We start from the raw sequence: 12,201 nt of genomic DNA, 5'->3' as shown, positions 1-12,201 counted from the left end.
CGCGCCCACCTGCTTCCACAGGCGGGAAAACCCCTGGGTATGCTCAAACGACGATGGATCAATCTCACGTGTAGCGCGAATATGGACTCCAAATTGAAAGCCCGTCCGACCGTTGTGAGTCCATCCGGACCTGACTAACGAAAACCGTAGACCAGGACTTTTTTCCCCTCAAAACTTTCCTGCACACCTTGCTGGCAATATGACGGACACGTTACTACGCCGTCCGCGCTCGCACCTGAGACAGTGATCGCCCTGTAGACAACCGATTCGATGAGCGTGCCGTCAGCAGCCACGACGATGTTCAGATCAGTTTCGACGCCGGCCGGAACGCCTCCGCCGGGGGTATAGACGATTTTCATGGTACCGGTGCAATCGGAGTTCACCGTGTAGGTGCCGGTCTGGTTCGGATTGAATGTGGTCTCACCCCCTTTCGGCAGCCCGCCAATAACCCCGAAGTCGGTGCGCGAAAAATTGCCCGCGCCGTCGAACGTCACCAGCGCGACGTCATCGAGGATCGATGGGGCAGCGTAAGGGTGCACCGTACCATCGGCGCCTATCAGTCCAAGAATCTCTCCGTGACCGATAAACCCAAACGCACCCTTTAGCGTTGCGTTCGAGCAAACGCCGCCGGGGCCGCCGGCCTGCGCGGCGCCGCTGAGCGAGAGAAGTGCAACGGCGGCTGCCGACAAAATGCTTAAATGCTTGATCTTCATGGCCATCTCCTTGTCGCCAAATCAGGCGCGTAACATCGCGGCGGGCAGGAGCCTGTTTGCCGGCCGGATGCGGCGTCCAATTCAAACCAATGAAATTAAAGATTGCTGGAGTAATACCTGGCTGCCGCCGTTTGCGGAAACGCGCGATAAGACAACGAGGGGCTGTCGATGCGGTCGGCTGTTCCCGCTGGGGATGCGAGAAAGCCGCGGCGTTGGTCTAAGTAATTAAATGGCGAAATGCCCCACCAGGCGGTCGTTTTTCGCTCGGTGTTGGCAGGCACGTGCAGAAGGGGTGCACGAAAGTCCGCGCAATTGTGACTTCGTGAGTCAGCTACGTTTTAAAGTCGCATAGCAAAAAGTAGCGTAATCCACAATATTCACAGATGCCAGATGAACATCGGACAAAAGGCAGACATATTCAGAATCGCGCGGCGCGAATAACGCGCTATCGCTGGGAGCAAATGACTGCGAAGGCCTCGTAGGTCGGCCAGCAAGTAGAGCCGTCGATACTGTGTCGCAGCGTCACTGGCGTACTAAGCTTAAGACGGGATCGAACGCACAAACAAAGCTCGATAACGCCGTCGGCTTTTCCAGTCGTACATAACGGATACCACGGCAACGGCGCCGACTCAACGGCATCAATCGTTGAAGGCATCCGGAGCGCCACCTGATGGAGGGAAACGTGAAAGATTCGCCATACTGGCCCGAGGGCCTTGCGCATCACCTGTCATCGCCGCAGCCTTCGCTGTACGGAAACCTCGAAACCTCTGCCAGCCGATATCCCGGGAAGACGGCGCTTCACTACTACGGCGGGACGTTGAGTTATGCGCAATTGCGGCAAGAAGTAGAGGCGCTGGCCGGCTTTCTGCAGCGTCAATGCGCCGTCGCGCGTGGCGATCGCGTCGCACTGTATACGCAGAACAGCCCGCAATACGTGATCGGCTACTATGCAATCTTGCGAGCCAATGCAGTGGTTGTGCCGGTGAATCCGATGAACACGACTGCCGAACTTCAGCAGATTATTGAGGACTGCGGCGCCAAGGTCGTTCTGCTGGGTGAAGAACTCTACGAGAATGCCCAGCCTCTTCTTGGCGGTGCGATCAGCCACGCGATTGTGGCGCGCTATTCCGACTATCTTGCTGACAACACCGACCTGCCGCTGCCAGTCGTGCTGACTGAGACCGTCCCCGAACTCGATATCTACTCCGAGCACTCTGTAACTATTGCGCCGAACGTGGTGCGCTGGCGGGCCGCGCTTGCGGCCGCTCAGCAGCCGTCGCCGTACGTGGCATCGCCCGAGGACCTTGCGGTGATCCCCTACACGTCGGGCACCACGGGCGCGCCGAAAGGATGCATGCACACCAATCGTAGCGCAACGCATGTCGTCGCGGCCTCTGCGCAATGGTGTCATGTGTCGCCTGACTCGGCGATCTTGTGCGCGATGCCGATGTTTCACGTTACCGGCATGCAGCAATGCATGAACGTGGCGATCTCTCTCGGTTCGACCATGGTCGTGATGACCCGATGGGACAGTCGATGTGCCGCTCTCCTGATCGAGCGCTATCGCGTAGGGCTCTGGATTGCGATATCGACGATGATGGTTGACTTTATGAGCCTGCCCGATCTTGAGCGTTTCGACTTGAGTTCCATCGAGCGTCTGGCGGGCGGTGGCGCCGCCATGCCGAACGCACTGGCACAGCGCATCGAAGCTCGCTTGGGTGTCCCCTACATGGAGGGCTACGGGTTGTCCGAGACCATCTCAGCGACTCACATCAATCCACCGCAGCGATGCAAGCTGCAGTGTCTGGGCATACCGATACAGGATACCGAATCAATTGTGGTTGATCCCATCACGCTCGAAGTGCTCGGTCCGCGGGAAACGGGCGAGATTCTGATCAGCGGTCCGCAGGTGTTCACGGGTTACTGGGGACGCCCCGATGCCACGCGCGACGCCTTCGTCGAGGTTTCAGGCATACGTTATCTGCGCACTGGCGATCTCGGCTATATCGACGAGGACGGATATTTCTTCTTCGTCGACCGGTTGAAGCGAATGATAAATGTGTCTGGCTATAAGGTATGGCCCGCGGAAGTCGAGACTTTGTTGTTTGCGCACCCTGCGGTTCAGGAAGCATGTGTCGTAGCAACAACAGACGCGCGCAAGGGTGAGGCGGTGAAGGCATTCGTGGTCGTGCGGGCCGGCGCTGATGTATCAGCAAAGCAGATCACTGAATGGGCACATGAGCATATGGCTGCGTATAAGGTACCCCAGATCGTCGAATTCGTCGCTGGGCTGCCCCGAACGGGCAGCGGAAAGGTTCAGTGGCGACTGCTGCAGGAGCGGGAAAATGCGTCCGCCTTGGTCGCCAGCCAAGGTGACTGACGGGCAATGTCGTCTGCTTCGAGGGACCGAAGGGCGCAGACTTAACTTGCCGCTCCAACGTTGCCTCATAACGGAGTCACCATGAATACAAAGAGTTCGTCTACCGATTCCCGCCCACGCAGAACTGATCCGAGCGGATCGTCCTCATCGACCCTTACTTATCACCGGGTGGAAGTGAAAGGTGTTGGCGTTTTCTATCGAGAGGCGGGGCCGAAAGACGCGCCAACCATCGTGCTTCTTCACGGGTTTCCGTCGTCGTCGCGGATGTTTGATAGTCTCATTCCGCTGCTCGCGCGGGAAATCGCGATTCCAATCATTGCGAGTGTAGCTATCGTGCAATTGCCGGTATGGTCGCGCGGATCGCTGAACGGCCGATGAGCAGCTCCGAACGGCCGTTCGCTTGCGCGCGCGACGCAACATCGGACTCGTCGACAGGGGCGACCGGAATCTTGCCGATCATCAAAATGAGACCGGTTTGCGCGAGCATTCGATGCGCCTCGCGATAACGTGCACAGCCAGCGTAATCAAGAGACCGATCGCACTGCCGGCCGCTACGTTGATCAGACGCTCGCTAGCGAAAGTCCACGACTGCCCGGCAACCACGAATGCCATCGCGGCGCAGGCGCAACGCGTGCCGAATGCCATAACGTAGGGCCGAATGCAGACGAGTGTCAGCAACGCAGCGAGGATAACCAGGTCTCGCACGAAATAGTCGTGGGGGACCAACAACCCGACGAAGATACCGGCCGGCACGCCTAAGATGGCCCCCGCGATACGATTCCGGAACTTGACTCGGGCGCTCGCCGCACTGCCCGTCACCACGCTCGCCGCAGACCAGATCATCCATTGTCCGCGCTCGATATGCCTCCATTCCACGAGCGCTGCTGCGAGGCCTACGGCGAGTGCTATTGCGATCATCGCTTCGACGTACGGAACACGATCGCCACGCTCAGAACGCTTCGACCATTTCGCATAGTGCGCTAGATATGGAACCTCTGGACGGCGTTCGCGGTAATGATTGATCGAGGAAATCAGCAGAACCGGCAAGAAAGCAGCCAATACGAAGGGAAGAAGTTCGAACCCGCGATGAATGAGTGAGGATTGCATCACTCCCTCGGCGCTCTCGCAGGCGAGGTAAAGTACCGGAATGAACGTATAGCTACCGAGTGAGCGCAATTCGCTTCCCCGTGCGGTCACCAAAATCGACCCCATTGCCATTAGGGCTGTGGCTACGACAAACAGTGGTGGATACGCAAGCGAGGCCATCAATACCAGGAAGCCCGCTCCGATGGTTATCCCGTGGGAAATAACCCCGAGCGGAGCGAGATGCGAGCGATCCACTGCGATAGCGGTTGACACCGTCACCAGCGAAACGAGCAACCACTTTGTCTGACCGGAAACCAGCGCGAGGACGACTAATGGGAAAAGGGCCGTCAACGTGCGAACAAGCGCCTTGCTATCGATAGCAGCCCCGATGCGCGACACGGCCGACCCGACAGCCTCGTAACGACTTTTTTGCGTCGGCGAAGCGTCGGTTATACGATTAATTGATTGTTCGTCGGACCTTGATTTGGACATCCCGGAACTCCTGCACCGAATCTTCGTGCTCTGCTGCTGCCCTCTCGCGTGTGCGGACAGGTCGATGTACAAATCCGCGAGTTGACCCGATCCGATCGGTTGTTCCAGATGAAGGCGTACCGACCGGCGCACTTTCCGGCCTGTCAGCGGCTGCGCATTCGGGCCCTCATGCGCCTTCGTGGACCAGTGTCAGTCCGCGAGTGCCTGGATCACGTCCTCGGACTGACGCACCAGGCCGAGCCTCGGAAAAATGTAATTAACCGACGCGTGATGATGCTCAGCCGTGGCGCAACTCATCGCATCCTCGGCGAGCACGAGTGTGTAGCCGAGTTCAAAGGCAGCTCGTGCTGTCGACTCCACACCGATATTCGTCGAAATTCCGCCGAGCACAATGGTCTTGATGCCACGGCGGCGCAATTGCAGATCGAGTTCCGTGCCGTGAAATGCGTTCCACTGCCGCTTCGTGATCTTGAGATCGTGCTCGGCGGCTTCGAGCGCTTCGGGGAAGTCCCACCACGTCGACGGAAGTCCGCCGGCAGGAAGCGCCGCGGGCTGGTCGACGGCTTGCTTCAGCGCGTCGCCGAAATCGTCGCTCCAGCCTACGCGGACCAGCACGACCGGCGCACTGAGTTCCCGAAAGCGCTTAGCGAGCTTCGCTGAGGCCGTCAGCACGGATTCGGCGCTGCGAGGGGCCTTTCCAAAACCAAGGATGCCCTGTTGGAGGTCGATCAGAACGAGCGCCGTAGTTTTGGAGTCAAGTTTCTGCAACATCTTTTGCCTTCCGTTGAAGTTAGTGAGCCAAAGGTGTATTGTGAGGCTCGTCTCACATTTCTATTTTATGAGCATGCCCTCACAAAAGTCAACCGCAACATTGCGTGCCGAAAGCGGGCAAGCGAAAGCCCCACAGCGTGCACGCGGTCACGCACGGGTCGCAGCGCTGCTGGAGGCAGCGGGTACCGAATTCGCAGACAAGGGATACGACGCAGCAACCATGACGGCGATTGCCTCCCGCGCGGGCGCATCAATTGGCTCGCTGTATCAATTTTTTCCCACCAAGGACCGAATCGCGGGTGCGTTGCTCGAAAGCTATCTGGACATACTGGCAGAGACGTTCCACAAGCTGCGCGAGGCTGCGCCGTCTCTGGACGTATCGCTGCTTGCGAGCCGGTTGACGAGAACGTTCGTGAAGTTCCGCGCGACCCATCCGGCATTTGCGGTCCTGGTCGAGACCTACAGTTACGCTCTGCCGGGCACCATGAGCATCCGCGAAAGTCTGCGTAGACAGATCGAATCCGTGCTGGCTGAAGTGGCGCCGCATCTGGCACCGGCAGAGATCGCCGTCCGTGCCGCCGTGATCCAGCAGATCATGAAGGCGGCCGTCGCGGTTAATGGCGATACCTCCATAGCCAGTCGTAAAGCTGTCATGGACGAACTGGAGGGCCTTATGCGTCATTACCTGCAGGACGCGATCCAGCGTGCGAACCTGGATACCCTCACGTCTTCATAAGTCGCCACAGCGTGGTACGTCCAATCCCAGGCGCACGGTTCGCCCCTTTGTGCCATGTAGTCAATTTCGGGCTCCGCACCATGAGCCATACCATGGATGTTTTTCGCGGACCAGAGCGCCGCTCTGGCATTAGCCGGTCGGCAATACCAGGCTCCAACGGCAGATCTGCCCCTCACATCCTGACGTTCGTGAACGCAGTTCGAAGGGATTTTTATGGCAGGGAGCAGCAGCCCAATTCCCGACGTAAGCGGGAGACGTTAGCGGTCTAACGGCCACTCGCGCTGCGCCCGGCAAGTTGCGTCGCCAGGTCTGCGGCGCGCGTCGAGTTGCAAAAAAAATGCGGCCGCGCTCGCATAGAGAACGACAGTTGTCTATTGCGCGATCAGCGCTACATGCCCATGCTCGTCCCAACGCCCGCGTTTGTGCCCGTGCCCGAACCCGTGCTCGCGCCTGAACTCGACGTGGTATTCAGATCGATTCTTCCATAGACGCCATCGGCTTCGTCATTCGGCCCCGCGGCAAAGAACAGTGTGTTGGACGGCTGATTGCTGAGATCGTTGCCGAACGCAATGCCCCACATGCCGTGCTCAGCGACCGGACCGCCGTTCGGTCCATTGAGCGGCCCCATCGACTGGCCGCTTGATGCATTGAACGCGTTGATCGTGCCGTCGCCGAAATTGCCGATCAGTATCGCACCGCTCATCGAGCCGAAGTTGCCGGGCGCTTGCGCAATGCCCCAGGGCGCGTTTAACGAGCCGCCCGTCGCGAAGCGCTGCTTCAGGTTGCCCGCCGTGTCGTACACATCGATCATGCCGAGACCCGCGCCCGCGACATCGTCGTGCTTGGCCGCATCCTGCATCGCATAGGTGACGAACAGATTCGAGCCTATCGCCTGAATGCCGAACGGCGCGAAGCCGGCCGGAATCGCCGGGTCCGTGAAGTTGCCTGGCATCGCGACCTTGGTGAAGTTGGTATTGAAGACGTCGATCTTGTTGTTATGGAAGTCCGTCGCGTAAAGAAAGTTGTTTCCGTTCATTGCCGCGAGCGCGAGACCCTTGTACACGGCGCCGCCCGTGCCGTCGTCGTACATCACGAACGCGTTGGTCGGCCCGACGGAGGGCGCCCAGGCGGTGATGGTTCCGCCTTCCCCAGCGAAGATGAATGCAGCGGCGCCCGACTTGCCGTTTTCCAGGACGGTGAAGCTTTGTGTGCCGTTGAAGACGATGCCCGTGGGCGATGCTGAACCATTCTTGCCGTCGGGTATCGTGACGACCAGCGATTGCGGCACGCCGTTGCCGTCATAGAGCGTCGCGACATTGGTACCGTTGTCCGCGACCCAAACGAAGCCTTTCGGATTGAAGGCGATGCCCCATGGGTTTTTCAGATTCGCGTCCGTGTGCGCAGCGGGCACCGCGCCATCCGACACGAGGGCCGTCACACTGAACGACGACTGGATGGGTGGGTTTGAATTATTCGAACCGGAGTTGCCCCCGCATGACACGAGAGTCGCGATAGCCGCGCCGCATGCTACGACGCCGAACACGTCGAGTAGAGATTTCATGACCGCACCCCCTGTTCTGTCCGAAAGCCGTGACAGTCATTGAACGAAGTAGACACGGGGTTTATTCCCGCGACAGGGCTTATTTCGTGTGCGATTTCGTGTGACTACAATGGTTGAACTGGCTAGATAAAAGCAGATGCCGTGCAACGAATAACACGCGAGACTATTCCATCCGTCCAGCCAAAAAGTTGTGAACGCGCGTGACGTGCTTCAGGCCATCAGCGAATAGCCGCAAGGACCTTACATGGATCGCCTTGCCGAGGGGACCCGCAATACCGCCCGCGATGCATGCGGACGGAAAAGTCTCTGCATGACAGAGGAGAACTATCGATCGTCGGGGGCATTGTTGATGTCGCGATGGCGTTCAACAACCTCACTACCGGAAACGCCTGAAAAAACTCCGAATGTCGGCCGCAAGAAGTTCAGGTTCTTCCATGGCCGCGAAATGGCCGCCACGCGGCATGTCGGTCCATTGCGCGACATTGAACACCCGCTCCAGCCATCCGCGTGGCGGGTGGTTAATCTCTTTCGGAAAGTGTGCAAAGCTCACCGGCGGCAATACCCGTTGTCCGGCGGTGAAACGCATGGGTTGCAGCCGGTTTTCCCAGTACATCTGAATGGCGGTACCAATGCTCTGGGTGAACCAGTAGAGCGACAGGTTGGTAAGCAGTTCATCATTCGAAAATCGCCGCTCGATAACCCCGTCGCAATCGCTCCACGCGCGAAACTTCTCGCCGATCCACGCGGCCAGTCCGGCCGGCGAGTCATTAAGCGACGCGGCCAATGTTTGCGGCCTCGTGCCGTGCATATGCGCATAACCACCCTCGAGCGCAGCCCACTCAGCTTTCTCCCGAAGATAGTTTTGCTCTGCGGTGGTAAGTGGCGGATCAGTGGCGTCAATTGCCGGTTCGTACGAGCTCGGCAGAAAGTTTAGATGAATTCCATCGACTACCTGGGCGTGCCGCAAGGCAAGCGCGATCGACACCCCCGCGCCCAGGTCGCCACCCTGAGCACCAAAACGCTGGTACCCAAGACCTCGCATCAGCGATGCCCACAGATCGGCCACCTGAAACGCCGAAGTACCTGCGGCGGCAGGCGCCGTCGAAAACGTAAAGCCCGGCAGTGAAGGAATAACGATGTCGAAGGCATCGTTCGGGTCCGCACCGAATGCAGCCGGGTCGCGCAAACGCTCCGCCAGCTCATGAAATTCGAAGAACGATCCGGGCCACCCGTGCGTGATAACCAGCGGATAAGGCCGGGGTCCAACACCGCGCTGATGAACGAAGTGCACACGCTGACCGTTCACGTCGGCCATGAATTGAGGCTGCTGGTTCAGACCGCGTTCCGCAGCCCTCCAATCAAAACTGTCGGCCCAGTACTTCACCAGTTCGCGCAGCCATGTGGCGTCTGCGCCTTGTTGCCATGGCTCGGACGGTGTCGCGGGCGCCCACCGGCTGTCGCGCAAACGCCGGCGCAAGTCGTCGATCTCAACATCGGACACGCAAATTTGAAATGGCTCGATATGCATGGCACGTCCTCGGGAAGGGTGCAGTGATTGGCAACCACTGATTGCCAGGAATACGCAGTCTAACGAAATTCGGTTTTCCCTCAGATGAGCGAGCAGCCCGAGGGCACCAGGCAAGATATCTATCTTGTGGTCCGACCACAAACCCGTTAGATTGACCCTTCGTGTTAGAGAAACTCTCGTGAATGAAACGGGTATTGCCTCCACTTAATGCGCTGCGTGCCTTCGAGGCTGCCGGCCGGCTCGGCAGCTTCAAGGATGCCGCCACCGAATTGCACGTGACTCACGGTGCGGTGAGCCAGCACGTGCGTCTGCTCGAGGATTGGCTTGGTGCGCCGTTGTTCGAACGGCACAACCGGCGCGTGGCGCTCACTCCGGCGGCAAAGGCCTATCTGGAGGAAGTCGGCCCGCTCTTCGAGCAGCTCTCGCAGGCAACCGCCAGATATGGTGTCTCCGGAACGGCTTCGCGCACCCTGGCCGTGAACGCTCCCGCGACCTTCACCTTGCGCTGGCTGGTGCCGAGGCTGGCAAAATTCCGCGCTGAGCATGTCGACGTGGATGTGACAGTGGAGACGTCGAACGAGCCGGTGGAGAGTGTGAAAGAGCCTTACGACATCATCATCCGGGGCGGTCCGGATACGTTCTATGGCTACGCGATGCAGCCTTTTCTCGCCGAGGAGCGGCTCCCGGTCTGTAGCCCGGCACTCCTTCAGCGACTGCCGCTGCGGATGCCTGACGACCTGCGGCAGCATACGTTGCTGCATACGTCGAGTTTGCCGCGGCTCTGGCCGGACTGGCTGGCAAGGGCAGAGATTCCCTCGCTGCGGCCGGCTGCCACCCTGACGTTCGACCACTTCTACCTGACCTTGCAGGCCGCCATTGATGGAATCGGCATCGCGATGGGCCCGACTGCGCTGGTCTCCGACGATCTCGCCGCTGGCCGGCTGGTCGCGCCGTTTGCTGGTCCGCGCCTGCCGTCTCGAAGCTATTGCACGTATGTTCCGGATGCGAAATGCGACAACGACCTGGTCGCGCTGTTCCGCGCGTGGCTCGAACGCGAAGGCGCGGATTTGCCGCGTTCCTCGCCTTCTCCGCGTACACGGCGCTCCCGGCGCCCGTCGCGATCGCAATAGAGCAGGCACAAGGAGGTGCAAGCGGGCACAAGCAGACGTCAAGCCGACACAATCAGGCGCAGCCGGAATTTGCTCAGACATTAGGGAATGCCTACGCTTGAGCGGCTGCCACCCAGCATCGTAAAATCGTCTTACATCTGATTGGGGGTCCAGCAATGTGTCTGGCTTCTCGTTGCGAATTTGACCGCGATATCCGGCGCTACATGGCGTCTGCGGTGCCTGTTCGATCCGGTTCTTCCGGGAAGGCCAGCGGCAGCCGTGGCGTTCTCACGGTGTCCGCCTCATGACCCCGCTCATTTCCGTCAAGAAGCTCAGCAAGAGCTTTCCCGGCGTGCGAGCGCTTCACGACATCCAGTTCGATCTCGTGGCGGGCGAAGTCCACACGCTAATGGGTGAGAACGGTGCAGGCAAATCGACGCTGATGAAAATCCTCGCGGGCGTGTATACCCGCGATTCCGGCGAGATTGTCTACGACGGCCAGCCCGTGGACTTCCAGAGCCCGCGCGAGGCGCAGGCTCTGGGCGTATGCATCATCCATCAGGAACTGCAGTTGATGAACCATCTGAGCGTCGCCCAGAACATGTTCATCGGCCGCGAGCCGCGTGGACGGCTCGGCGTGTTCCTCGATGAAGACAAGCTCAATAAGCAGGCGAGTGAGATCCTTGCGCGAATGCATATGAAGCTCGATCCGCGCGCCATCGTCAGCACGCTGACGGTCGCGAAGCAGCAGATGGTCGAGATCGCCAAGGCCTTGTCCTTCGATTCGCGCGTGCTGATCATGGATGAACCGACCTCGGCACTCAACGACGCCGAGATCGCTGAGCTATTCCGCATCATTCGGGAACTGAAGAGCGGGGGCGTGGGAATCATCTATATCTCCCACAAGATGGATGAGCTCAAGCAGATTTCCGATCGCGTTACCGTGCTGCGCGACGGGGAATATGTGGCAACGGTCAATGCGCAAGATACCGGCGTCGAAACGATCATCGGCATGATGGTGGGCCGAACCTTGACCGACGCCGAGCCTTCCCAGCGCGGAACAGGCAAAGGCGAGGTCGCCCTCGAAGTCAATCATCTGAACGCTGGGCCGCTCGTGCGAGACGTGAGTTTTGCGCTGCACAAAGGTGAGATCCTGGGCTTTGCCGGCCTGATGGGCGCGGGCCGCACCGAAGTTGCGCGCGCCGTGTTCGGCGCTGATCCGGTTGAATCCGGCGAAATCATCGTCAACGGTGTGAAGGCGACGATCAGGACGCCGAGCGACGCGGTAAAGCGCGGTATCGGCTATCTCTCGGAAGACCGCAAGCGCTTCGGTCTTGCAACCGGCATGGATGTTGAATCGAACATCGTCATGTCCAACCTGCGCAAATTCCTGTCGTTCAATTTTTTCCTGCGCCGCAATCAGATGCGCAAGACCGCTTCACATTTCATCAAGCTGCTCGGCATCCGCACGCCCTCGGCGACGCAAACGGTGCGGCTTCTGTCGGGCGGCAACCAGCAGAAAATCGTGATTGCGAAATGGCTCGAGCGCGACTGCGACGTGCTGTTCTTCGACGAGCCGACGCGTGGTATCGATGTGGGCGCGAAGAGCGAAATCTACAAGCTGCTGCGCGAACTGGCCGGGCAGGGCAAGGCGATTGTGATGATCTCGTCCGAGCTGCCGGAAGTCCTGCGCATGAGCGACCGCATCGTCGTGATGTGCGAGGGCCGCATTACTGGCGAACTTTCAGCCGCGGAGGCGACGCAGGAGCGCATCATGCAACTGGCGACGCGGCGCGAAACCTTAAAAGCAGCGTGAATCTCAAGA

The 12,201-nt window shown here is 59.3% G+C and carries 9 protein-coding genes and 1 pseudogene; 5 read left to right on the top strand and 5 right to left on the bottom strand.

The window, feature by feature from the left end:
- Positions 1 to 134: 134 nt before the first annotated feature.
- Positions 135 to 713, bottom strand: a complete 579-nt coding sequence (locus P3T24_RS29085) for a hypothetical protein (RefSeq protein ID WP_429440059.1) — start codon at positions 711 to 713, stop codon at positions 135 to 137.
- 670 nt (positions 714 to 1,383) lie between these two features.
- Between P3T24_RS29085 and P3T24_RS29080 the strand changes: the two genes are divergently transcribed.
- On the top strand, positions 1,384 to 3,093 hold the full coding sequence (locus P3T24_RS29080) for a long-chain-fatty-acid--CoA ligase (RefSeq protein ID WP_429440056.1): 1,710 nt from the start codon (positions 1,384 to 1,386) through the stop codon (positions 3,091 to 3,093).
- An 81-nt stretch (positions 3,094 to 3,174) separates the two neighbouring features.
- Positions 3,175 to 3,390, top strand: a pseudogene (locus P3T24_RS29075) (alpha/beta fold hydrolase); the annotation flags it as partial.
- A gap of 162 nt (positions 3,391 to 3,552) precedes the next feature.
- On the opposite strand, the gene P3T24_RS29070 reads toward P3T24_RS29075, so the two are convergent.
- Positions 3,553 to 4,671, bottom strand: a complete 1,119-nt coding sequence (locus tag P3T24_RS29070) for an FUSC family protein (RefSeq protein WP_429440054.1) — start codon at positions 4,669 to 4,671, stop codon at positions 3,553 to 3,555.
- A 189-nt stretch (positions 4,672 to 4,860) separates the two neighbouring features.
- On the bottom strand, positions 4,861 to 5,442 hold the full coding sequence (locus tag P3T24_RS29065; RefSeq protein ID WP_429440051.1) for a hydrolase: 582 nt from the start codon (positions 5,440 to 5,442) through the stop codon (positions 4,861 to 4,863).
- On the opposite strand from P3T24_RS29065, the gene P3T24_RS29060 reads away from it, so the two are divergent.
- On the top strand, positions 5,381 to 6,178 hold the full coding sequence (locus tag P3T24_RS29060) for a TetR/AcrR family transcriptional regulator (protein ID WP_429440048.1): 798 nt from the start codon (positions 5,381 to 5,383) through the stop codon (positions 6,176 to 6,178). The two genes, P3T24_RS29065 and P3T24_RS29060, sit on opposite strands and share 62 nt — an antisense overlap.
- Positions 6,179 to 6,566: 388 nt before the next feature.
- On the opposite strand, the gene P3T24_RS29055 is transcribed toward P3T24_RS29060, so the two are convergent.
- The gene (locus P3T24_RS29055) at positions 6,567 to 7,739 is read right to left on the bottom strand and encodes a TIGR03118 family protein (RefSeq protein WP_429440046.1); all 1,173 of its coding nucleotides are present in this window, start codon (positions 7,737 to 7,739) and stop codon (positions 6,567 to 6,569) included.
- Between the two features lie 376 nt (positions 7,740 to 8,115).
- A complete protein-coding gene (locus P3T24_RS29050; RefSeq protein ID WP_429440043.1) occupies positions 8,116 to 9,267 on the bottom strand; it encodes an epoxide hydrolase family protein in 1,152 nt (383 codons plus the stop codon).
- A 182-nt stretch (positions 9,268 to 9,449) separates the two neighbouring features.
- Between P3T24_RS29050 and gcvA the strand changes: the two genes are divergently transcribed.
- Both gcvA and P3T24_RS29040 read left to right on the top strand, forming a co-directional pair.
- A complete protein-coding gene (gene gcvA, locus P3T24_RS29045) occupies positions 9,450 to 10,397 on the top strand; it encodes a transcriptional regulator GcvA (RefSeq protein WP_429440040.1) in 948 nt (315 codons plus the stop codon).
- Positions 10,398 to 10,680: 283 nt separating this feature from the next.
- Positions 10,681 to 12,192 (top strand): sugar ABC transporter ATP-binding protein, encoded by a 1,512-nt coding sequence (locus P3T24_RS29040; RefSeq protein WP_429440037.1) that lies wholly within the window; start codon positions 10,681 to 10,683, stop codon positions 12,190 to 12,192.
- The last annotated feature ends 9 nt before the right edge of the window (positions 12,193 to 12,201 follow it).

This window comes from Paraburkholderia sp. GAS33, assembly GCF_050436645.1.
GTDB classification, from domain to species: domain Bacteria; phylum Pseudomonadota; class Gammaproteobacteria; order Burkholderiales; family Burkholderiaceae; genus Paraburkholderia; species Paraburkholderia phenazinium_B.
Note: the sequence above shows the minus strand (reverse complement) of the source record. Positions and strands in the feature narration are given on the sequence as shown.

What these genes read in the sequence shown, in the direction of transcription:
- P3T24_RS29065 (WP_429440051.1), bottom strand. Translation starts at nt 5,442, where the DNA reads ATGTTGCAGAAACTTGACTCCAAAACTACGGCGCTCGTTCTGATCGAC.
- P3T24_RS29080 (WP_429440056.1), top strand. Translation starts at nt 1,384, where the DNA reads ATGGAGGGAAACGTGAAAGATTCGCCATACTGGCCCGAGGGCCTTGCG.
- P3T24_RS29060 (WP_429440048.1), top strand. Translation starts at nt 5,381, where the DNA reads ATGCCCTGTTGGAGGTCGATCAGAACGAGCGCCGTAGTTTTGGAGTCA.
- P3T24_RS29070 (WP_429440054.1), bottom strand. Translation starts at nt 4,671, where the DNA reads ATGTCCAAATCAAGGTCCGACGAACAATCAATTAATCGTATAACCGAC.
- gcvA (WP_429440040.1), top strand. Translation starts at nt 9,450, where the DNA reads ATGAAACGGGTATTGCCTCCACTTAATGCGCTGCGTGCCTTCGAGGCT.
- P3T24_RS29085 (WP_429440059.1), bottom strand. Translation starts at nt 713, where the DNA reads ATGAAGATCAAGCATTTAAGCATTTTGTCGGCAGCCGCCGTTGCACTT.
- P3T24_RS29050 (WP_429440043.1), bottom strand. Translation starts at nt 9,267, where the DNA reads ATGCATATCGAGCCATTTCAAATTTGCGTGTCCGATGTTGAGATCGAC.
- P3T24_RS29040 (WP_429440037.1), top strand. Translation starts at nt 10,681, where the DNA reads ATGACCCCGCTCATTTCCGTCAAGAAGCTCAGCAAGAGCTTTCCCGGC.
- P3T24_RS29055 (WP_429440046.1), bottom strand. Translation starts at nt 7,739, where the DNA reads ATGAAATCTCTACTCGACGTGTTCGGCGTCGTAGCATGCGGCGCGGCT.